Here is a 23,307-nt window from a genome sequence, read left to right on the forward strand (position 1 = left end):
GACGGGGCGGTCTGTCGGCGGGGATGTGATATTTTCGAGGGAACAACCCTCACCGGTGCACGCACAAAAAGAGGGAATTAACCGGACATGCAGGTGCGGTTTTCCGGGGCAGACCAAACCGCACCTGAGTCGCGCCTTTCAATGAAAGGAACCACCCGATGGATCGCGGCAGATTGCCACTTGGGTCCCGGATCTCGCGACGGAGTACCCGGGCGCCTCGATGGACCTGAGGTGTGAGAGTGCGGGAGGGAGAGAGAGTTCGCTCGTACGAGTTCATCGCGGAGACTTTCCGGTCGACCTGAGCTCGCCCAGGCCGACCGGAAAAGCCGCTCCGCTCACGCCTTCACCAGCTCGCCGCGCTTCAGGGCGTTCACCGCGTAATCCGCCGCGCGGGCAGTGAGCGCCATGTAGGTGATGCTGGGATTCACGCACGAGCTGCTGGTCATGCAGGCGCCGTCGGTCACGAAGACGTTCGGCGAGGCCCACACCTGGTTGTAGCCGTTCAGCACCGAGTTCGACGGGTCGCGGCCCATGCGCGCCGTCCCCATCTCGTGGATGCACAGGCCCGGCTCCGCCCCGTAGCTGCCGTCTTCGAAGTTGTCGAAGGTGGTGACGTTGCGGCATCCGGCGGCCTCGAGCATCTCCGCTGCCTGCTGCGCCATGTCGCGACGCATGGCGAACTCGTTGGGTCCCCACGTGCAATTGATCTCGAGCAGGGGGATGCCCCACTGGTCGGTCTTGTCGGAGAGCAGGGCGGTGTTGTCTTCGCGGGGGAGGCACTCGCCCCACGAGCCGATGCTGATCCTCCAGGGTCCCGGGTCACGCAGCGCCTGCTTGAGCTCGGCGCCCAGCTCGGCCATGCCCGCACCACGGCTCCACCCTGCGCGGCTGGCACTCCCCTGGTATCCGTAGCCTCGCACGAAGTCCAGCCTGTCGGAATCGGGCCCCGCGAGGTTGCGGAAGCGGGGGATGTAGATCCCGTTCGGGCGCCGGCCCTCATAGTAGCGGTCGAGGAGCCCCGGGATCTCTCCACTGGCACCGACCCGAAAATGATGATCCATGAGGTAGCGCCCCAACGCTCCGCTGTTGCCGCCGAGCCCGTCAGGGTGCTCTGAGGTCCGCGTGTTCAGCAGGACTCGCGTGCTGCCCAGGGCGGAGGCGCAGAGGAAGATCACCTGGGCATAGACCTCGTGCATGTCACCGGTCTCGGTATCCACGAAGCGGACACCGGTCACCCGGTTCAGATCCTCGTCGAAGATCAGCGAGTGAACCAGGCTATGCGGCCTCAGGGTGAGCCGGCCGGTGGCGAAAGCGGCGGGAAGCGTCGAGGACTGGCTGGAGAAGTAGCTGCCAGTGGAGCAACCGCGTGAGCACTCGCCACAGTAGTGACAGGCGGCACGATTGCCGATCGGGCGAGTGAGGACGGCGCTCCGGCCGATCGTGACTTTGCGCCCCGGGAAGGCACGCTCCACCCCCTCCTTCACGAACTTCTCCCCGGCGTTCAACTCCATCGGCGGCTGGAACTCGCCGTCCGGCAGCTGCGGCAGGCCCAGCCGCTCACCGCTCACCCCGATGAAGCGCTCGACGTACGAGTACCACGGAGCGATGTCGGCGTAGCGGATCGGCCAGTCGATGCCGTGCCCATCCCGGAGGTTTGCCTCGAAGTCGAGGTCGCTCCACCGGTAGCACTGGCGGCCCCAGAGCAGCGAGCGGCCACCGACCACCTCGGCCTGCACCCAGGTGAACGGCGCCGCCTCGATGTAGGGATGACGCTTGTCGTTCTGGTAGAAGTGCCGATTCCCGGAGTCGACGGTATTCCCCCGGATCTGGACCGCCTGTTCGGGATACATCTCCGGCGTGATCCGCCGGTTGCGGTAAGGCATGTCCCACGGCGGGACGTGCTCGGTGATGTAGTCCTTCTGGTGCTCCACGTTGCGACCGCGCTCCAGCACCAGGGTGCGCAGGCCCTTCTCTGTCAGCTCCTTGGCGGCCCAACCGCCACTCACGCCGGAGCCGACGACCACGGCGTCGTACTCTTCTCTTTGTAGGTAGAACATCGTAGCGGGGACGGAGATCGATGAGCGTGTGCCTCGGTCAGGCCCAAGCGCGTCCGACTTCGGAGTAGGGCATGTCTGCGATCCAGCTGCCCAGTGGGTTCATCCGGAGCTCCTGCGTCGCGCCGATCTCGGACGTGTAGTAGCCGACCAGCACCAGCTCCTTCAGCGTGCGGAAGAAGGACTGCCGTCCGACGTCTTCGGGGTCCCAATCGCGGTCCAACTCGACCGCGCCCGAGGCCGCCTGCACCGCCTCGGCATCGCTCCGACCGGTCTCGGTTCCCGTCTCACGCAGCACCGGCTCCTGGGCGGACGAGGTCTGCCGAGCTGCCGGATCGCTGAAGGCGTGGCGGTTGTACGCCTCGACCAACTGGAGCTGCTGCTCCGGGGTGGCGTCCAGGAAGCGAACTCCGAAGACCCGCTGAGCGCGCGCATCCAGCCGATCCAGTCCGGCAATGAAGCGATCGCGCTCCTCGGCGGGATAGTAATCCGTCATCATCACGTCGATGAAATCCTGGACCCGCGCGGCGCGCGCCCCGGGCGTATCGGTTTCCGGCAGGATGTGCTCACCGATCGTGGCCACGAGCTCCTTACGATCGGGGCCCAGTGCAGAGGCCGCCGCCTCCGGTGCCGCGTTCCGGTCACAACCGGCGAGGACCCCGGCGACGGTGCTGGCGGAGACGGCGCCGCCGAGCAGGTAGGCCACGCGCGCGATGGCAGCGCGCCGTGTCATCAGGTCGTTCATCGTTCTTCAGCGATGGGCGATGAGAAGGACTGGACTGCGGGGCCGGCCAAAACGCGCGCAAAGGCGGCGATCTCGGCCGGATGTTTCTGCAACTTGGCAAGCCACCCCGGGGCGTGCAAGTCAGCGGGGCTCAGGCACGCGTCTGCTGCTCCAGCATGCCGTCGACCAAGCGGAGCAGCTCCTGGATGTCGAACGGCTTGGTGATATAGGCCGAGGCACCCATGTCCATCAACCGCTGCACCTGCGAAGGGATGGCGTCGCCGCTGATCATGATGACCGGGATCTCGCGCAGCCCCGACTCGCTCCGCAACTCCCGCAGGACGACGTCACCGGCCACATCGGGGAGGTTCAGATCCAGCAGGATCAGGTCGGGCCGGTGCTCGCGCGCGAGTTGGAGGCCGAGGCTTCCCTGCATCGCGGTGATCAGGCGCACGAATGGCCGGCGCTGGAAGATCCGCTCGAGGAGCCGCACGTTCGCGAGGTTGTCCTCGACGAAGAGAACCGTGTGCGTCGACTCCAGCTCCTCGGGTGGCGCGGCCGGAGCTTCCTCACCATCCTGGGGCTCCGGGACCGCGGGGGGTTCGGCCAGCGGCAGCTCGACCCAGAAGCGACTCCCCTGTCCCGGCTCGCTCTCCACCCCCAGCGAGCCCCCCATCGCCTCCATCAGGCCACGTGAGAGGGCGAGACCGAGGCCGGTTCCCTCCACGCCCCGCTGCTCCGCATCCAATCGTTCGAAGGGCCTGAAGAGCCGCTCCAGCTTGCTCGGCTCGATACCGAAGCCGGTGTCTTCTACGCATATCCGCAGGAGGCCATCCGACTCCTGCTGACAGCTCACCTCCACCAGCCCTCCGCGGCGGTTGTACTTGATACCGTTGGACAGGAGGTTGAGGAGCACCTGCTTGAGCCGCTGTTGATCCGCCTTGACGTACAGCTCGCATCCCGAGTTGCGGGAGCCACGCACGGTGACGCCGCGATCGGCGGCGAGCAGCCGCACCAGGTCGATCGCCTCCTTCACGGTGGCCTGCACGCTGACTGGCTCCACCGAAAGGCTGATCTGGCCCGACTCGATGCGGGCGATGTCCAGCACCTCGTCGATGAGGGACAGGAGGTGCTTCCCCGCCTTCAGGATCTGCTCGACGCTCTCGCGGTTCTCTTCCGATTGCACGTCGAGCTGCAGGAGCTGCCCGAAGCCGAGCACCGAGTTGAGGGGGGTGCGCAGCTCGTGGCTCATGCGGGAGAGGAACTCGCTCTTGGCCAGGTTGGCGGCCTCCGCCGCCTCCCGCGCCACCTCGAGCCGCCGGTGCTCACTGATGTCGGTAAGAACGCCCACCACCTCCTTCGGCCGACCCTGGTCGTCCCGGAGCAGTCGCTGGTTGTCTCTCACCCAACGGTACTGTCCGTCCGCGTGTCGGAGCCGATACTCAAGGGTAGTGCGCCCCTCCTCCTCGAGCCGGTGCCAGCCCTCCCGGAAGGTGTCGTGGTCGTCAGGATGGCGAAGTCGCCGCCAGAAACCGGGCCGTTTGGCATCCTCCACCGAGTAGCCCAGGAGGCGCTCCACGCTACCGCTCACCCAGTCGATCGCGATCTCCCGGTCGGCGATGCGATAGGTATAGAGGATGGCGCCGCTGGAGCTGATCACGTGATCCATGCGCTCTCGCGTCTTGCGATCCCGTGCCTCGCTCGCGGCCAGCTCCGCCACCTTGCGCTCCAGCTCCCGGTGGGTCTCCTCGATGTTGGCCGCCATGGCGTTGAAGGCATTGCCCAGCATGCCAATCTCGTCGGAGCCCGTCACGGTCGTCCGGTGGGAGTAGTCGCCGGCGCTGATGGCCCGTGCGGCGCTACCCAGCTCCTCCACGGAGCGGGTCAGTCGGCCGCTGAGAATCCACGCCACGCTGGCCGCGGCGCCCATGATCAGGAGGCCGAACAGCGCCATCTCCCCCATCGCCCGCTGCGGACCGCTGAGGAGGAGCGAATGTGGAGCGGCAAGAGCGACCACCCAGGGGGTAGCCGGAACTGCGGCGGCGGCGAGCAGCTGCCCGTTGCGGTTGGCGGTGAGCGATCCCTGGGGAGGAATCGCCGACACGTCCAGGCCGGGTGGATCGACGGGGCCGACAAGATCCGTCCAGGGGTCCCCGTTCCGATTGGTAAGGTAGATGGACGCGCCCGAGATGATGAGCCGGGCCTCGTCCAGGCGCCGCCAGAATACCAGCGTCCCGATGGTGCGGTCCTCGGACCGAACGGGAGCGACCACAGGGTAGACCGGAACGTCGCCGTGCATGAGGATCGCCCCCACGCCCCCGCCGTCTTCGAGCGAGGTGTCGGGCCGGACGGCAGCCAGGGCCTCCTGCGTCGCTGCGGGCGGGAGCTCGCTGCCCGTGGCCAGCACACGGGCGCCGGCGGTGTCACGCAGCTCGGCCGCGACGGGGGCGCCGTCGCCGCGGAAGGCGAGCGCAGACTGCGCGGCTACTCTAGCGGCGCTATCGGGGGCGAGCAGCAGAGCCCGAAATGCCGGATCTCTCGCCCGCGACGCGGCCTCCCGTACGCGGTCCTGCAAGGCAACGTTGAGAGCCGCGGCGAGCTGCGTCGAGGCGGCCTCGATGCGCCCGCTCGCGGCGGAGATCGCGGCCCGACGAAGCTGCTCGTAAGCAGTGGTAGCGAAGGTCACCACCACTGCCAGGAGGAGCCCGCAGATGACGAGAGTCGCCCGAAGGCGCAGCGAACGGACGTTTCTCACGAGGCTTTCTCGACTCGGAGGGCGGAGTCGACAGGAAGCAGCACTCCCGCGCGAAAAAGCGGCCGGGAGCGCCTCTCGTGATACTCGTTGCCCGCTCGGCTCAAGTCAATACGAAGCGACAGGTCGTGCAGAGCGACCGATCGTCGCGAGCCGGCGGCATGACGCGTTCTCAGGGTAGGCGTCCCGGCTGTGGACGTTCCGGCACGCGAGGTGTCCGCGGTGGGGGACGGTGGAGATACCGTACACCGGCGACGCATCCCGCCAAGGTCCTGCAAACAAGCGATTTTTGCCGAGTTGATGCCGACGGTACGGGCGATGCCAGTCGGATAATCGGGGAACACCTCAGGAAGGACGACTATGATGGCTCCTCCAAGATCCAGACGAGCGCTGTCCGCAGAGGACGAGGCGGAGCGGAGAGCGCTGCGCCACGAGCTTGCCGCCCTGGCCGACGCCCTGGTTGATGCGCGGGCCACCGACCGCGCCGTGCTCTGCGAACGTATCCGGCGGGCGGTCGACGAGCACGCGGACCTGTTGAGTGCCCAGGACGACCTCGGTCGGTTGCTGCGGTACATGGTGAACGACCTGTCGGGAGAGGGTGCCCCGGTGGACACCCTCTACTATGCCCGACAGCTCGCGGCGGTGGCCGATCGGCTGCCGAACTGACAGGCGATCGGCGCTTCACCCAGCGCGCACGCTTCCTCACGCGTCGGCCAGCAGCTTCAGCGGGGCCTCGGCCGGCCGCACATCCTCACGAATGGTGAGCCAGTCGGCTCGCACCCGATCCCACTCGTGGATCACGAGGCCATGGGCCTCGAAGAACGCGCGTATCTCCTGCGGACGGTAGCCTGCGATCTCCTCGAGAATCGGAACGAGCACGCTGAGCGCGTCGTCGCTGAGGACGGTTCGCTGTGCCACCTCGGTGATGCTGCGCGTCTCCGATACCGCGATCGTGAAGCCCTCCCCGCGGTTGACGTGCAGCATGACATGGAGGTCGGAGCTCCCGTCCCCGACGTAGACCACGCGGTCGCGCGGCACCCCCAGCTTCAGCCTCAGATCCTCCACCGCGGTCACCTTGCCGTAGCCCGCAGTCACGCGCTCCACGGCGTCGATCTCACCGCTCTGCGGGTGATACTGGAAGCGTGAGCCGATGATGTGATCCTTGGGGAGCACGCCTTCCAGCGCCGAATGGATCACCTCTTCCGGCGCCGCCGAGACCACGTAGCAGTCGAAGCGGAAGCCCGGTATGCCGCTCTGCAACAGCTTCGGCAGCAGCGCGATATTGCGCTTCAGACGGATGTGGCGCCCCACCTCGACCAGGTCGTCACGCCGGATCCGGCGGAACTCCGGATCGTGCCTCAGCAGGTAGGCGAGCTCTGCCCCCTGCTGCACGAGGTTCTGCCGGGCCAACCCCGCCACCCTCTCGGCGAAGCCGGGAATCCCCAGCATCTCGCTCAGGGCGTGACCCGAGTCGTGCAGGCTCAGGGTCTGATCGAAGTCGCTGACGAACAGGTAGTTCTTGTCCATGATATCTCCTCGGCCCTAAAGCGGGCCGGTTTCTTCCCAACCGGCGGCCGGCAGCCCGCCCACAAGCACGGGCGCGGCCGCAAACGACACCGCCTCCGGCGATGAATCGACGGAGGCGGCGCTGAACGAGCATCCTGGCGGAGCGTCAAAGTAGCCCGAGCCCGGGCGATGCACCCAACTGGAAACCGCGTCCCGCGCGGCTCCCGCACTCGCCGCCTCCCTTCTGGCTGAAGCCCGTTTGTAGTTGTTGCATCGCTCCTCTCTTCCCCGCGGCCCATCGCCGCGTCTCCTGGAAATACTCGACTATGAAAACGTTTGCAAGAGCGGGGCCGGCGATCGGAGGCCGCGTTGCGCACGACCTGTCCATCGCGGGGTACGACATGCCCTGGGCGGTGGCTTCCGGCCCATCGCGCTGCTCCTGCGGCGCATTCGATATCCCGAGCGCAGCACCAACGTCGTGATGCTGCGGCCGGAGCTGAACACCCGAGGATCTTCGCGCGCGGCGGGCCCCGCCGAGCAGGTACAGGTGAGCGTAGAGTGATGAACCAGATCGAACAGGCTCCGCCGAGCTTCGAAGAGCTCAGCCCGACACGAGCCATCCGTTTGCTGGCTCGCGGCATCCGCCTCCGGTGTCCCCATTGCGGCAAGGGCCGCATCCGTCAGAGCTGGCTGCACCTCAAGCCGAAGTGTCCCGAGTGCGGGCTGCGCACGGATCGGGGAGAGGAAGACTTCTTCCTTGGCGGGATGATGTGGAACATCGTCTTCGCGGAAGGGACGCTGCTGATCATGGGGCTGCTGGTGGGCATCCTCACCTGGCCCGACGTCCCCTGGACCCTGATGCAGTGGGTGGGTATCGCCTTGATGGTGGTCGTTCCCTTCGTCTTCTACCCCTTCTCACTGGGATTCTGGCTGGCGAACGACATCTGGATTCGCCCGGTCACCGAGGAAGAGATGCGCTGGCACCGCGCCAGCCGGCCGGGTGAGTTCAGGAATTTCCGGGATCGATGAGGCCTTATCGTGTCATATCGACCGGCCCGCTGGACTGCAATCGGCCTCCTCAGGGCAGCTCCCGTATGCGGATGCTGCGGAACTCGACCGGAGCCCCTTCCGCCTCCAGGCAAAGGTAGCCGCTGGCGGGGTCGGCCCCGTTACCACCCGACACCTCCTCGCCGTTCACCCAGAGGCGAATCTCGCCATTGATGGCGCGCACGTAGTAGTGGTTCCATTCACCCGCACCGCGGCTGCGCTCGGCGCGCGGGAAGCTACGGGAGCCGTCGGGTGAGAGGGGTGGGAACGGCGAGAGCCGCGAGCTCCCGACCGCAAACACGTCTCCGTGAGTGGTGAACCAATCCCCCTTCTTCCCGGTCCTCTGCTCGTACTGCTGGCGGTAGCCGTGGTCGAGCATCTGCACCTCGATCCCGGCTTCCGGTAGCTTCCCCGCCTCGAGCCCCTCGAGCGCCTCTTCGGGCACCCAGACGAATACGCCCGAGTTGCCCCCTTCCTGCAGGTGGCGCCACTCCACCACCAGCTCGAAGTTGGTGAAGCGCTCGCGCGTGCGCATCACCCCGATGGGCAGGCCGCTACCCTTGAGCAGCCCGCCTTCCCACATCCAGGTATCGGGCTCGCCGTTTACGTCGACGAAATCGGCTTCAGTGAGGGCGCGCCAGCCGGGACCCGCTCCGTCGATGTAGGCGCGAGGCGCAGGCCCGGGCGCCTGCGCCAGCAGCGGAGCCGAGACGAACAGCGCCGCCAGGGCCAGGAAACACGTCCGCATCGGCTACAGGTTCCGGCGCTTCAGCTCTTCGACAGCATGGTTCGCCGCGCGCGCCGTGATCGCCATGAAGGTGATGCTGGGGTTCTGGTTGGGGCAGCTCGTCATGCAGGCGCCGTCGGTGACGAACACGTTGGGGGAGTCCCATACCTGGTTCCAGGCGTTCAGGACGCTGGTGCGCGGATCCCGTCCCATGCGGGCCGTCCCCATCTCGTGGATCGCGCCGCCCGGCATCGCGTTCATCGCACCGCTCGGCAGGCTGTCGTACGAGCTGACATCCTCGCAGCCGGCCCGCTCCAGAATCTCCTGCGCCTGCGCGCGCATGTCCTCGCGCATGCGCAGCTCGTTCTCGCCCCAGGTGGCGTGAATGCGCAGGACCGGGATTCCCCAGGGATCCGTCTCCTCCGCCAGCTCCACGTAGTTGTCTTCCCGCGGGAGGCACTCGCCCTGGGCTCCGAGGCCCACCGTCCAATCTCCGGGGTCGCGGAGGATCTGCTTGAGCTCCGACCCGATCTGCGGCAGACCGGCTCCGCGGCCCCAACCCTGCCGACTGGCTCCCACCGTGAGGTGATAGCCGCGCACGAATCCCAGCCCGTCGGAATCGGGCCCCCGCACGTTGCGGAAGCGTGGGATGATCTGCCCTGTGGGCCGGTTTCCCTGGTAGTAGCGGTCCCGCAGGCCCGGAATTCGGCCGCTCGCACCGACCCGCATGTGGTTGTCCATCAGGTAGCGTCCGAGCACTCCGCTGTTGCCCCCGAGGCCATTCGGATGACTGGCGCTGCGGCTGTTGAGCAGGATGCGCGTGCTCGCGAGCGTCGAGGCGCAGAGGAAGATCACCCTGGCGTAGGCCTCGTGCATGTCGCCGGTCTCGGTATCCACGAAGCGGATGCCGGTCGCCTTCCCCTGCTCCTCGTCGAAGATGACCGAGTGCACGATGCTGTTGGGCCGCAACGTAAGGCGGCCCGTGGCCCTTGCGGCGGGCAGGGTGGAGCTCACGCTCGAGAAGTAGCTTCCCGTGCTGCAGCCTCGTTCACACGGACCGCAGTAGTGGCAGGGCTGCCGGTCGCCGATCGGCTGCGTCAGCACCGCGAAGCGGCCGTGAATCATCACCCGGTCGGTGTAGAGCTCCCTGATCCGTGCCTGCAGCCACTTCTCCCCCGCGTTCATCTCCATCGGGGGCTGGAACTCGCCGTCGGGAAGCTGAGGTAGGCCCTCGCGCGTTCCGTTGATGCCGACGAAGCGCTCGACGTAGGAGTACCAGGGGGCGATGTCCTTGTAGCGGATCGGCCAGTCGATTCCGTGACCGTCGATCAGGTTGGCGGTGAAGTCGAGGTCGCTCATGCGATAGCAGCCCCTTCCCCACATCAAGCTCTTGCCGCCTACCTGATCGCCCTGCACCCACTGGAAGGGCTTCGCCTGGATGTACGGGTTCTTCGCGTCCTTGATGTAGAAGTGCTTGGTCGCCTCGCGGAAGCCGGGGCTGCCAGATTGGATCGGGTGTTCGGGGGCCTGCTCTGCGTTCAGCCGGCGCTCGCGGAAGGGGAATTCCCACGCGGGCACGTGCTCGGTCGGATAGTCACCGTGCTCCAGCGGTCTGCCACGCTCCAGCACAAGGGTTTGGAGACCCTTCTCCGTCAGCTCCTTGGCGGCCCAACCGCCGCTCATCCCGGAGCCGACCACGATAGCGTCGTATTCGAGTCTCTGCTGGTAGAACATGAAACCGAGCGATCAGTGTGAGAGGGCAGGGGTCCGATACCGGAGGTCGATCCACTTCGCGATCGGCCCCACGAGGAACAGCGCAAGGAACGCCGGGGCGGCGTTGAACGCGATCGGCAGCGGCCACGCCTGGTCAGAGGCGAATCGTATAAGCGTTTCCGCCAGCGCGATCAACACGGTGACCCCGATCTGCGCCCGCCGGCCACGAACGACGGTACGCGGGTCGGTGATCATGAAGAAGATGAACAGCTGGTACATCGGCCCGGTGAGCGGGGCGATCTCCGGGAGAATCGCCTGCCCCAGCAGGTAGGCGCGCGCACTGTTCATCACCAGGAAGCTCGCCACGTAAGTGAGGGTGATGTGCAGCACGCGCACCCGAGCGGCGATGACCAGCCCGAAAGCCCAGATGATCAGGTTGGTCACCAGGTCGTTCCCCCACTGGTGGCTGAGCACCGAGATCCGCTCCGGCGCCGCGAGCAACAGGACGACGATGGCGAAGTTGGTGGGGTTCCAGAGATGGTTGTCGCGGTACCGCAGGACGTACTTCGACGAGATCGCCAGGTAGCCGCCGAGCAGGAACGGCCAGAGCATCGCCCCCTGCGGCTTCAGCAGCAGGGTGAGGCTGATTCCGCTGATGTAGGCGCTCTGCAGGTTGACCAGCTTCCCGCGCGTGAACTTGGAGAGCACGGCCTCGGTGGCCATGCACGTGGTCAGCGCGAGGGCCAGCCTCTCATACCCCCCGATCACGTGGTAGCGGAACTGCGCCACCACCAGGACCAGCGTAATCAGGAACGCGATGAGGTATCGCGGGTCGAGCAGCCCGCTCCGCTCCCACCAGCGAGCCAGCGCAGGTCGTCGGGCCGTTGCCTCGATCGTAACGTTGCCCATCGCTCAGCGGGTGGGTTCGACGATGGTATGGAGCTGGTCGATCTCGGGGCGCCGCAGCACCTGCTGCTCCCCGGAAGGCCAGTGGATGATCACCCGATCGACCCACTCCCTGGGGCCCAGACCAAAGTGAAGGCGCCGGTCATTCTGGCTGGAGAAGCCCATCCCCCCATCGACCACACGGCGCTGCTTCATCTCCCCCGCCTCGACGACGACCTCGGCGCCGATTGCGCTGCGGTTACTGCGCGTACCGACGAGCTTGAAGGCGATCCAGTGGTACGCGGAGTCGGGAATGGCGCGGTAGATGACCGCCGGCTGGTTCTGGTTGGCCACCACCACATCCAGGGCCCCGCGGTTGGAGAGATCCGCGAGCGCCACGGCGCGGCCGTCATACCGATCGGTCACACCGACACGCTCCGCCACGTCCACCCACCCCCCGAGCCCCCGGTTCAGGAAAACGCGAGAGCGCTCGTAGCCGGACAGGCTCAGATCGCCGAAAGGCGGCCAGTTTCGCGCATCCTCGAAGAGCGCCCCGTTGGCCCCGGCGATCTTCGACATCGAGTACCAGTAGCTCCGCTCGGGATCGGCCGAGATGAAGCCGTTGGCCACGAACAGCTCGTTGCTGCCGTCGTTGTTGAGGTCGCCGAACTGCGCGCCCCAGGCCCATCCCGCGTCCGCTACCGCGTCGTCGGCGATGTTCCGGAAACCTCCGGCTTCCGTCATCAGGTTCAGCCGGAGGTTGTTATTCTGGAAGAGGTACCCCCGCTCGGAGATGTTCGTGACGAAAACGTCCAGAGTGCCGCGATTGTAGACATCGCCCAGCGCCACGTTCATCCCGCTCTTCGATTCACTCTCGAGCCCGGCTTTGAACTGCTGGAAGCGCTTCCCCTCGACGTTCAGGAAGAGCTCTTCGGGACCGTAGTCGTTGGCGAGGTACAGGTCTGGCCAGCCGTCAGCGTTGAAATCGGCCGAGGCGGCGGCCATGGTCCAGCGGGTGCTCCCGGTCCCGGTCTCCTCGGTGACCTCCACGAACCGACCGTCGCCCGTGTTACGGAAGAGCAGGTTGCGCCCTCCATTGGTGGCGAACTCGAAGCTGTCGTGCATGATCCGCGTGGTCGACAGGTTCCACAGGTCGATATCGCCACGGAAGTACGCGGTCACGTACAGGTCCAGCAGCCCGTCGCGATCGTAGTCGAACCAGATCGCTCCGTTGCTGTTGACCCACCGCCGCAGGCCGGCGTCTTCGGTCACCTCCTCGAAACGGCAGTTGCCTTCGTTCCGGAGAAGCGAGAGATATCCGTACCGATAGAGGAGAAGGTCCTCGTCCCCATCGTTGTCGTAGTCACCCCAGACGCTCCCCATGGAGGCCCCGATACCAGGGGCGTTCATCGCCGCCACTCCCGCCTTGGCGCCAATCTCCTCGAAGGTGCCGTCTCCCCGATTGCGGTAGAGAGCGTTGGGTGAGCCGAAGCGGCTGCTAGTGAAGTACAGGTCGACCCAGCCGTCGCTGTCGCAATCGGTGACCGAAACCGCCGCTCCGAGCGCCGCCACGTGCGGCTCGACGTTGGCAATGAGCGGGTCGAGCTCGGCTCGCTGATGGGTGAACTGGATCCCCAGGTTCGCGCTCACCTCCTCCAGCCGGAACCCTGGGCGGGCGGCATCGGCGGTGGAGCGAATGGGCCCCCGGTCGAGGCGCGCGGCGAGAGCGATCGCGGCGAAGAAGGGAATCGCCACGATGGCCCTGCGCACCCGGGGATCGCGAAATCGCGACATGAGATCCTCCGATGGACGCGGCGCGGGCTGCTCAGCGCCGCGTCACGATGCGGGTGTTGTACTCGCGAAGGTACCGCTGATGCTCGGGGTCATCGGGATAACTCTCCCCCGGAGCATAGGGGTATTCCTTGATGCCGTGGAACGGCAGTGGCTCTACCGTATCGCCGAAGGCGGTGTTGAGATCCGAATCCTTGATCCAACCCACCGTGTAGAGCAGGAAGTCGCGCTGCCACCCTTCGCCCGCCGTATCCGGACCGGTCTCGAACTCGATGGTGGTCTCGTCTCCCGGGGCCATGACCACGTACTTGTCGTCCGCCTCGGTGAGAAGCGACAGTACGTCGCCGAAGCGGGTGAACGCCCCGGTGATCGGCCGCCACGGGGACTCCTCGTTGACCTCCTGGTAGTCGAACCAGTGCGGACCGTAGCGCCCGCCCTTCCGGTACATGCGGGAGAAGCCGCGATAGTGCAGATCGGCCGCAGCCATGGGGAGCTCCTGGACGTGCAGCTCCGCCTGCGGCACCTCCCGGGCGACGAAGGCCTGATCCCAGTAGATCTGCAGGTTCGTGCGGAGCCGGACGCGGTGGTCGGAGGTGGGGAAGATCCCGCCCAACTCGACTACGATGGTCTTATCCTTCCCCGAAGGAAAGCTCAGATCCACGGCTTTGACCCACTCGCCCGCCGCGTTCTTCACCTCCAGCACCGGTGCCTGCGGCACCAGCTGGGTCTGCTGCGAGAGGGCGACGTTGATGCTCGCGTCCGTCGGGTAGATCCAGCCTCGCAGCACCAGCACGGCGCCCGGTTCGCCGGCCACCTCGCCGAGGTCTAGAACGAGATCGTGCGGATCGACGATCCCCTGGTAGCGGGTGGGGACCAGGTTGTCGACATACACGTCGTCCTTGTTCCGCAGTGCGGCGAGCAGATCGTTGCCGTGATCGTCGGTGGCGCTCAGCGGAGGCGCGATTCCGGTAAGCGCATAGATCCTCAGATCCACCGGGCCGGGCGGGACGAACCGCTCGTCGACGAAGATCTCGACCGAGTCCGGGCGGTCCACGGCCAGCAGACGGACCTCGTCCAGGTAGGCCGTCTCCCACAGCTCCTCGGTGAGCTGAAGGACGTAGTGCCCGTCTCGCGGAACGAGGGCCTCGCCTGGCAAGCGCAGGTATTCACGCGATGCCCCGGGGGGGGCAAACATGGTGGAACCGCGCTGCCCCATGAGCCCCAGGGGCATCCCGAGCGCACTGCGCCACATGACATCGGTTACGAAGCGGAAGCGCTCGCCGTCCCAGGTATAGAGGAAGGCGCAGGAGCCCTTGAGGGTCTCCAACTCCAGTACGTCCTGATCGGTCCCGGGGAGGTACACCAGTTGCGGGACGCCGTTCGGCCACTCGACGCGGAGTACATCCGCCTTCAGGTGCGGCCCCAACCCGAAGTGGGTCACGGGCTCGGTGACGACACGCGTCTGCAGGGTATCGCCCACGCGGAGCTGTAGCAGGGCGCCAATGCCGAAGTCGTTGTTCTTGCCGCTGCCGGCCCCCAGCGCATTCAGCTCCACGCGCACCGCGCGATTCAGGTTCCCGCCCTCGTTGCGGAGCACGCGTACCCCGCCGGAGGGTTGTCCGAGCAGGAGGTCCAGGTCCCCATCCCCATCGATATCCACCACCAGGAGCCGCCCCCCGGGCTCAACACCGTCGGGAAGCGCCGCCGACTTGTTTTCCAGGACTGCGTCACCCGTGTTGCGCAGCAGAACGAGCGAGGAGCTCCCGGCCCCTTGCGGGGAGACGGCGACCAGGTCGAGCCAGCCGTCGTTGTCGAAGTCGAGCGGCCGCAGCGCCGCGGCGTCGGCGGGGAGCGTACTCAACCCCGCGTCGGATCGGGTCTCACGGGTAAAAGTTCCATCGCGCTCTCCCCGCCAGAAGGCAGGCGGCGACTCGCCACCACCGGTGATAACCAGATCCAGAATGCCATCGTTGTCCAGGTCCGCGATGACCGCCGGGCCGCTCCCTCCCCCGTCCAGGCCGACTGCGTCGGTCGCATCGGAGAAGCCTCGCGCCCCCTGGTTGCGGTAGACGCGAAGACCCGCCTCGCCGCCGCTGAGCACGAGATCGATGCGGCCGTCTCCGTCCAGATCGCCGAAATCCACGACGGCAGCCGCGGCGCCCGCCAGCCCGAACTCGCGAGTCACATCCGTGAAGGTCCCGTCCAGGTTATTACGGTGCAACGAGACGCCTCTGCCGGTCGGGAGCAGGAGGTCGAGATCGCCATCGTGATCGACGTCCACGAAAACGGGCTGCGCCCCGCGCGAAGTAGCGATGCTGGCCCACGGCCCCGGCTCGAAGGAGCCGTCGCGGCGGTTACGGAGGAATTCGACGGCGCCCGATCCCGTGGTCGCGGCGAGATCCAGCCAGCCGTCGTTGTCGAGGTCAGCAAACGCCACCGCCGTGGCCGACTGCTCGAGCGGAAGCGAGAAGTCCCCGCCCAGCGGCAGGAACTGTCCCCCTCGTTCGCGATGGAGCGCCGCCGGCGCATCGTCGGCCGGCGAGACGAACAGCTCGGGTCGGCCGTCCCGGTCGATATCGGCAGCCGCGACGACGGCAGCGCCACCGCCGGCCTCCGGCAGGCCCGATCCGTCGGTGGCGTCGACGAAGGCGATCCCAGCCGCCTCGGCCGAGTCCCGCATGCCCAGCATCGCCACGAAATCCTCGGGGGCGAAGGTCAGCACCGGATTGCCAACCAGCGGGCCCTCCACCCACCCCATCTCGACCAGCTCCGCCTGATACGGTGCGGTGACCTCGACCGCCTGGTGGAATCGGGAGAGGGCATCCCGGGCGGCGGGAATGTTGCCGTCACGAACTTCCTCGAGCGCGGTTTCGAGGAGCGGCAGCGCCTCGGTCGGCGGCTCGGGCGGAATGCGCCGGATCTCTTCCAGCTCTCGCAGCGCGTCGTCGGTTTGACCCGCCTCGAGCAGGGCCTCCGCGAGCCGCAGGCGCACCGGCAGATTGACCGCGTCGATTTCCAGGATGCTCCGAAGCCGGTCCAGGTAGCGCGCGCGGCCGCTCGCATCCGTTGCCGCCGAATCGAGTTCCGCGAGGGCGTAGAGAAGTCGCACGTCCGAGCCGGAGTCGCCCATCTCTTCCAGAAGGGCGCGAGCTTCGTCCGGCCGATCCGTCACCACGTAGAGGCGGGCCAGGATCAGAGCGACCTCCACGTTCCCGGGGTCCAGTCTGCGCGCTCGGGTGAGATGCGACTCCGCTTCCTCCGTCCGCCCTGCCCGCAGAAGGGTCAGGCCCAGGTTCGCGTGGCCGAGAGGCTCGTCCGGCGCGAGCTCGACCAGTCGGGCGAACTGAGCCTCGGCCTCCTCGAGCTGTCCGCGCTCCAGATGCAGAAGACCCTGGTTCCTCAGCGTGAAGAGCTCCTGCACGGGCACTGGCTCCTCGCGGCAGCCCGCAACGGCGGCGAGGAGAGCGAGAGTGAGAAGTACCCGCTTGACCTCCTTGCCGGCTCCCTTCATGCCTTCGCCGCGCCGACGACCTGGGCGAAGCGGGCCGCGTATCCCTGCTCGGCCATGCGTTTCCCCATCTCGGCGTACGCCTCGGGGTCGCTCGGCGCCCAGGTGGCCAGACCGTCTACGTACCGGTTGTACATGCTGAACGCCGCGGCGATCAGAACGGTGTCGTGGATCTCTCGATCGGTGGCACCCTGCGCGCGAGCCGCCTGGATATCGTCTTCGGTGACCAGGCGGCCGTTCTGCTGAACCTTCCCGGCGATCCGGAGCAACGCCCTCAGCTTCTCGTCCACAGGGGCGGTCTCCAGATCCGCGATCACGGCGTCCACCACCGACGCTCGCTCCCCGTAGAGGTGGCGCGAGGCCGCCGCGTGGCTGGAGGTGCAGAACAGGCACTCGTTGCGGGAAGACACATAAGCCGCAATCAGCTCTCGATCGGCAGGGCTCAGCGTAGACTCGGAGCGGAGCAGCCGTTCAGCCAGCTCGTACAGCAGCTGACCCGTATCGGTGCGATACGCCACCAGCGAGCGGATGCCGGGGAGATCCTGAGGGAGTGAGATGTGCGGCAAAGCAGCCTCCGAACGTGGAAACCGGGGTGTGGCCCGGTCGGTGAACGGGCCTGGCTGAAGGGGCAGCCAACGTCGGTCGCCACCGGGGTCCGCCAGCGGAAGGAAAGGCGCGGCGCGGACCGGAGTGCGAGGCGAGTAAACGAACGCGGCCGTGCCTGGGAAGGTAGGTGGAGGCTCCTCTACGCGCCAGTGGCCGCCCCGGGTCGCCGGGGTCTCTGGCCCTGCGGCCGGCGGCGTCCGCCAGAGTTGACCGAACCGTAATGCCGGAGCGGATTTTCGGCCCGCTGTCGCCGCGTGAGCGGCGGCACGATACCGTTGACACGCCACAAACCCGCCTTATACTGAAAGGCGACTCATCCAAGATGGCGATGGTTTCCCTTCCGTAGCGGCCATCTGTCCAACCACCAGAGGGTCGGCCTTTGCCGCATTGGGTCCCTCGTACCTGCTCGAGCAATCTCTCGCCGGCTCTCCCTGGCCATAAGCGAATTTCAACGGAGTCTCTTCTCGATATCGGTCGGTCCTAGCGGTTCGCTGGGCCTGTAGTTCGAGGTGCAGTCGCGTTGAAAGGTCGGTTGGTTCCCCCGCCGATCCGGCGGGTTGCGCGGAGGCCGTGGCCCCCACGGTCCGTGCGAGCGCGTCCCGCCGTGTCGGCCAAATCCATCCCCAGGAGAACGAAGGAAGGGAACATGAACAAGTCTCGTCCGAGTTGGGGGGCAAGGCTGCTATGGGTCGCCCTGCTCACCCTGGTGGGCGGCACATTCGCCGACCCAGCACCACTTGCCGCGCAGCAGGTGACGGTCTCGGGAACGGTGACCGATTCCCAGACGGGCGAGCCGCTCACCGCCGTCACCGTCACCGTGGCCGGCACCAGCACAGCCACGCTGACCGACGCGGCCGGTCGGTATTCGATCCAGGCTCCTCCCAATGGCTCCCTCTCGCTCGCCCGGATCGGCTACGCCACGGTAGAGGTGCCGATTCAGGGCCGCAGCACGGTCGATGTGCAGCTCGAGGCCACGGTCACCCAGCTCGAGGAACTGGTCGTGACCGGGTACAGCGCGCAGCGGCGGGGCGACATCACCAGCGCGGTCGCCACGGTGAACATGGAGGCGGTCGAGGAGCAGACCTCCGCCAGCGTGATCCAGCGCCTCTCCGGCCGCGTCTCCGGCGTGACCGTGGAGAACAGCGGCTCGCCGGGATCGCGCAGCACCGTGCGCATTCGCGGGATCAGCTCCTTCCAGAACAATGACCCCCTCTACATCATCGACGGCGTTCCGGTCGAGGAGACGTACGCCAACTTCCTCAACCCCAACGACGTCGAGTCGATCCAGGTGCTGAAGGACGCCTCCGCCGCCTCCATTTACGGCTCGCGCGCGAACAACGGCGTCATCATCATCACCACCAAGAAGGGGCAGCGGGGTTCGGGTCCGCAGGTGAACGTCGACCTGGCGTACGGCATCGCGAACGCCTACCGCGGCTATGACGACTTCCTGATCCTGGACCCGCTGGACTACTTCGAGTTCGAGAAGCGCCGCTACGAGAACGCGGGGCTGGACATTCCGGAGAGCCTCACCTCCCTCTACGGCGACCCCAACAACCCCACCATCCCCGAGTACATCTACGCGCACCCTAACACGGTCGTCTCGCGCGACCAGTGGGGTCGTCCCGTGGTGGACGAATCGCTGTACCGCTTCCCCGACCAGCTGATCATGCGGGGCAGCAACGGGACGAACTGGTGGGACGAGGTCTTCAGGACGGGTGAGACCCGCGACCTCAACGTCTCGGTGCGCGGCGGCGGCGACAACGAGCGGTACAGCGTCGGCTTCAGCTACTTCGACCAGGATGGTACCGCGATCGGCAACCGCTTCCGGCGTGGAACGGTGCGGGTCAACACGGATTTCAGCCGCGGCCGCTTTACCGTGGGTGAGAACCTCACCGTGGCGCTGGAGGATGCGTACGGTGGCATCGCCGGCGACAACTTCGGCGAGGGCAACCTGATTGGTAAGAACATCCTGTCGCAGCCGGTAATCCCGGTCCGGGACATCGGCGGCTGGTGGGCATCCGGTAAGGGGCCAGGTCTGGGCAACAACACCAACCCGGTGCGTGAAGCCTCGCTCGGGCCCGATCGGCGGAACCGGAACACTCGCGTGTTCGGTAACGTCTTCGGACAGATCCAGCTGACGGAAGGGATCTGGACGAACAGCAGCCTGGGTCTCAACGCGGGTGAGGGCGCCTCCCGGGGTTGGACCCCAATCCGACCCGAGGACTCCGAGCCGAGCCTGGTCAACAGCATCAACGAGAGCAACAACTACTTCACCAACTGGACGATCACCAACACGCTGAACCTGCAGCGTACGCTGGGAGACAATCACAACTTTTCGGCACTGGTCGGCCACGAGGCGATTCACAGCCGCAGCCGGAGCATCGGCGCCAGCATGGCGAACCTGGTCACGGACGACGAGAACGCCCGCTACATCCAGGCAGCCCTCGGTGATCCGGACACTCGGGACGTGAGCAGCTCGGGTGGAGTCGCCGCCCTGCTCTCCTGGTTCGGGAAGGTCGACTACAACTTCGCTGGCCGCTACTACCTGAGTGGCACGCTGCGTTACGACGGGTCCTCACGCCTCGGCGAAGCCTACCGCTGGGGAACCTTCCCCTCCTTCAGCCTGGGTTGGCGTGCCTCGCAGGAGCCCTTCCTCCAGGACAACGACGTGATCACGAACCTGATGTTCCGGTTCGGCTGGGGGGTCACGGGCAACCAGAACATCCCGGCGGGTCGCACGATCAGCGGCTACGGCGGCTCGATCGCCAGCTCCTTCTATGACATCAGCGGTTCGGAGAACAGCGTGGTCACCGGGTACCGGCAGACCTCCATCGGGAACCCGAACCTGAAGTGGGAGGAGAACCGGACGGTCAACGTGGGCATGGATCTCGAGCTCTACGGCCGGACCACTCTCGAGATCGACGTCTACCAGCGCGACTCGGACAACCTGCTGTACAACCCGCCGCTGCCGGCCACCGCGGGTGCGGCCGCCCCGCCGATCGTCAACATCGGCCAGATGAAGAACACCGGCGTGGACGCGTCGCTGGGCTTCGGGGGCAGCTTCGCCAACGGGCTGGTGTGGGACGTGAGCATCAACGCGTCTCACTACAAGAACGAGATCGTCCGCATCGACGGGCAGCAGGACCAGGTTCCGGGCCCGGTCGCCGGCCGCGCGGGAACGATGGTAATGAACCGCGTCGGCCACCCGATCGGCGCCTTCTACGGCTTCAAGGTTGACGGCTACTATCAAACGCAGCAGGAGATCGACGAACTGAACGCGACCGCCCGGCAGAAGACCGGACGCGCTGACGCGCTCTACTTCGCCGGTGCCGCTCCCGGCCGTCTGAAGTTCGTTGACATCAACGGCGACGGCGTGGTCGACGCGGAAGACCGCACCATCATCGGCTCGCCGCACCCGGATCTCACCGGCGGAATCAACCTGGGGCTGCGCTACAACAGCTGGGACTTCTCGGCCGACCTGTTCGGCACCTTCGGGAACGACATCTGGGAGATGCAGAAGGAGTTCTACGTCTTCCGCGTCTTCCCGACCAACGTCCGCCGCGACCTGCTGACGGACTCGTGGACGCCGGACAGGCCGAACGCGAAGTACCCGATCCTCGACGCGAACGACAACGTCAGCAACCAGCCGAGCGAGTTCTACATCGAGGACGGCTCCTACATCCGGCTGCGGGCCCTGCAGATCGGCTATACCGTGCCGCCGCAGCACACCTTCGCCGGACTCAACAACCTGCGCATCTACCTGCGCGGGGAGAACCTGTTCACAATCACTGACTATCCGGGACTCGATCCCGCGCTGCCGGCGCTCGCGGCTGGTGGCAGCGCCGGTGATATCCGCGACCAGGCGCGGGGCATCGACCGCGGCGTCTACCCCACGAGCAGAATCTTCACCCTCGGTGTCGGTATCGGCTTCTGAGGAAGCCCCACGGAGCAGAGGTCACAGCGACTACATCGACTACCGACACCGAACGACTTCTAACAGGTGATGACCATGAGAGGACTGAACAGGCACGCTGCCGTGGGGCTGGTGCTGATGGCGGGTTTCGCCTACGGCTGCGACGACTATCTGAACACGCCCCCACAGGGCGCGCTCGACGAGCTGACGCTCGCGAACGAGGCCGGGGTGGAGGCGACGCTGGTCGGCGCCTATCGCATGCTTGGCGGGAACCCCGATGGTTGGCAGGGGGCGCCGAGCAACTGGGCGTACGGCAGCATCACCACCGATGACGCCTACAAGGGGTCGGAGGCGTCCGACCAGCCCGACGCCAACGCCCTCGAGTACTACAGCTGGGGCAGCCCGGGCGCTCACAACTACCTGAACGGGAAGTGGTCCGCGGTCTACGAGGGAGTCTCCCGAGCAAACAACACGATCCGCCTGCTCGACCGCGTGCTCGCCGACGACGCGGGCGCGATCAGCCAGGAGACCGCCGATGGGATTCGCGGAGAGGCGCTCTTCCTCCGGGCGCACTTCCACTTCGAAGCCTGGCGGATGTGGGGAAACATCCCCTACTACACGGAGACTGACGAAGACTTTCGCAAGCCCAACACCGGTACGGACCCGGTACCGCTGATCCTGGCCGACCTGGACGCAGCCGCCAGCCTTCTGCCCGAGTCACCACGCAAGGGCGAGGTGGGGCGCGTCACCGCCTGGACCGCGCGTGCGTACAAGGGCCGGGTGCAGGTGTACATCGGCGACTATGCGGGCGGCGCCGAGACGCTGCGCAACGTCGTGCAGAACGGACCATACGCCCTGGAGGAGGACTTCCACCGTGTCTGGACGGCCTTCCGCGAGTTCGCCAACGGCCCGGAGACGATCCTCGCCTACCAGGCCTCGGTGAACGACGGAGAGCCGAACGGCCAGAACGCCAATTCCGCCGAGCGCCTGAACTTCCCGCACTCGGGAAGCCCGCTGGGCTGCTGCGGCTTCCACCAACCGTCGCAGAACCTCGTCAACTTCTTCAGGGTCGATGACAACGGCCTGCCGCTGGCAATCAGTGTCGGCGATCTCCAGCCCCTCAGCGCGCTGGAGGATTGGAACGGGAACGACAACAACTTCACCGCGGCCAACACGGCTCCGGTCGACCCGCGCCTGGACTGGACGGTCGGCCGTGACGGCGTGCCCTACCTGGACTGGGGGATCCATCGCTCCGACCTCGGTTGGGTTCGCGATATCTCCTTCGGCGGCTACTACAACGGGAAGAAGCACGTTCACGAGAAGTCGGCCAACGCCGGGAGCAACGTGGGGTGGAATCCGGCACACCTCAACTCCGTGAACATCCACATCTTCCGCTATGCGGACCTGCTGCTGCTGCTGGCGGAAGCCGAGGTCGAGCTCGGGAACCTCGACGCAGCGCGCCAGATCGTGAACCAGATCCGCGAGCGCGCCGGCAGGGTCGTTCAAGGCCCGGGGACGAGCGCCTCGGACATCGCGGTGCCCATCGACGACCCGAGCATCACCTGGGCGAACTACAGGATCGGCCTCTATCCTTCGTTCCCCAGCCAGGAGTACGCCCGCACCGCCGTGCGTTACGAGCGGCGACTCGAGCTCGCGATGGAGGGCCAGCGGATGTTCGACCTGCAGCGCTGGAACACCTTCATTCCGGTGCTGAATGACTACGTGACCGTCGAGAAGACGCGCCGTCCGCACAAATCCGCATCGCTCGAGGTCACCGACCGGCACCGCTGGTTCCCGATCCCCGACCGCCAGATCGAGCTGAGCGAGGTGGACGGGGAGAGCCGGCTGCAGCAGAACCCCGGCTGGTAACGGCAGAGGAGGTGACAAGGTGACAGGGTGACAAGGTGAACGGAGGTGCTGGCCGGCAGGTAGCCACGCCTCCCACCTTGCCTCCCCGACCTGAGTGTTCGTCTCCCGCTCCTGATGCAGGTTAAAGCAAGAGGCCAGTATCCACCCGGATGCTGGCCTCGCCTTTTATTCCCCTTGTCCCCTTCCCCCCTTGTCCCCTTGTGCCCTCGTCT

General features: G+C 66.6%; 14 protein-coding genes. 4 read left to right on the forward strand and 10 right to left on the reverse strand.

Translation table 11 applies throughout. The features are described 5' to 3' along the window. Positions 1-335 precede the first annotated feature (335 nt). The 3 genes from VF167_05260 to VF167_05270 all read right to left on the reverse strand — a co-directional run bounded on the left by VF167_05260 (position 336) and on the right by VF167_05270 (position 5,533). Positions 336-2,057, reverse strand: a complete 1,722-nt coding sequence (locus tag VF167_05260; GenBank protein HEX6924812.1) for a GMC family oxidoreductase — start codon at positions 2,055-2,057, stop codon at positions 336-338. 37 nt (positions 2,058-2,094) lie between these two features. Beyond that, complete coding sequence (locus VF167_05265) at positions 2,095-2,799, reverse strand: gluconate 2-dehydrogenase subunit 3 family protein (protein ID HEX6924813.1); 705 nt, start codon at positions 2,797-2,799, stop codon at positions 2,095-2,097. 130 nt (positions 2,800-2,929) lie between these two features. Next, a complete protein-coding gene (locus VF167_05270; protein HEX6924814.1) occupies positions 2,930-5,533 on the reverse strand; it encodes an ATP-binding protein in 2,604 nt (867 codons plus the stop codon). A 357-nt stretch (positions 5,534-5,890) separates the two neighbouring features. Between VF167_05270 and VF167_05275 the strand changes: the two genes are divergently transcribed. Further along, on the forward strand, positions 5,891-6,196 hold the full coding sequence (locus tag VF167_05275; GenBank protein HEX6924815.1) for a hypothetical protein: 306 nt from the start codon (positions 5,891-5,893) through the stop codon (positions 6,194-6,196). A gap of 36 nt (positions 6,197-6,232) precedes the next feature. On the opposite strand, the gene VF167_05280 is transcribed toward VF167_05275, so the two are convergent. Further along, complete coding sequence (locus tag VF167_05280; protein ID HEX6924816.1) at positions 6,233-7,057, reverse strand: HAD family hydrolase; 825 nt, start codon at positions 7,055-7,057, stop codon at positions 6,233-6,235. A 540-nt stretch (positions 7,058-7,597) separates the two neighbouring features. Between VF167_05280 and VF167_05285 the strand changes: the two genes are divergently transcribed. After that, positions 7,598-8,065 (forward strand): DUF983 domain-containing protein, encoded by a 468-nt coding sequence (locus VF167_05285; protein ID HEX6924817.1) that lies wholly within the window; start codon positions 7,598-7,600, stop codon positions 8,063-8,065. A gap of 49 nt (positions 8,066-8,114) precedes the next feature. Here the strand turns inward: VF167_05285 and VF167_05290 are convergent, their stop codons facing one another. Genes VF167_05290 through VF167_05315 form a run of 6 tightly spaced genes read right to left on the reverse strand, consistent with a single transcriptional unit; the run spans position 8,115 to position 17,273 of the window. Further along, positions 8,115-8,831, reverse strand: a complete 717-nt coding sequence (locus VF167_05290) for a DUF1080 domain-containing protein (GenBank protein ID HEX6924818.1) — start codon at positions 8,829-8,831, stop codon at positions 8,115-8,117. A 3-nt stretch (positions 8,832-8,834) separates the two neighbouring features. After that, entirely contained in the window at positions 8,835-10,544 is a 1,710-nt protein-coding gene (locus VF167_05295) for a GMC family oxidoreductase (protein ID HEX6924819.1), read from the reverse strand. Between the two features lie 12 nt (positions 10,545-10,556). Continuing rightward, complete coding sequence (locus VF167_05300) at positions 10,557-11,432, reverse strand: RnfABCDGE type electron transport complex subunit D (GenBank protein ID HEX6924820.1); 876 nt, start codon at positions 11,430-11,432, stop codon at positions 10,557-10,559. 3 nt (positions 11,433-11,435) lie between these two features. Beyond that, positions 11,436-13,202 (reverse strand): CRTAC1 family protein, encoded by a 1,767-nt coding sequence (locus VF167_05305; protein ID HEX6924821.1) that lies wholly within the window; start codon positions 13,200-13,202, stop codon positions 11,436-11,438. 31 nt (positions 13,203-13,233) lie between these two features. Further along, the gene (locus VF167_05310; protein ID HEX6924822.1) at positions 13,234-16,710 is read right to left on the reverse strand and encodes an FG-GAP-like repeat-containing protein; all 3,477 of its coding nucleotides are present in this window, start codon (positions 16,708-16,710) and stop codon (positions 13,234-13,236) included. Beyond that, positions 16,707-17,273, reverse strand: a complete 567-nt coding sequence (locus VF167_05315; GenBank protein ID HEX6924823.1) for a peroxidase-related enzyme — start codon at positions 17,271-17,273, stop codon at positions 16,707-16,709. The genes VF167_05310 and VF167_05315 overlap by 4 nt, the downstream gene beginning before the upstream one ends. 686 nt (positions 17,274-17,959) lie before the next feature. On the opposite strand from VF167_05315, the gene VF167_05320 reads away from it, so the two are divergent. After that, positions 17,960-21,247 carry a TonB-dependent receptor gene (locus tag VF167_05320; GenBank protein HEX6924824.1) on the forward strand — a complete coding sequence of 1,096 codons (3,288 nt, stop codon included), beginning with the start codon at positions 17,960-17,962 and terminating at the stop codon, positions 21,245-21,247. 75 nt (positions 21,248-21,322) lie between these two features. After that, the gene (locus VF167_05325) at positions 21,323-23,095 is read left to right on the forward strand and encodes a RagB/SusD family nutrient uptake outer membrane protein (GenBank protein ID HEX6924825.1); all 1,773 of its coding nucleotides are present in this window, start codon (positions 21,323-21,325) and stop codon (positions 23,093-23,095) included. Positions 23,096-23,307 lie beyond the last annotated feature (212 nt).

It is taken from the genome of Longimicrobiaceae bacterium (assembly GCA_036375715.1).
GTDB lineage: Bacteria > Gemmatimonadota > Gemmatimonadetes > Longimicrobiales > Longimicrobiaceae > DASVBS01.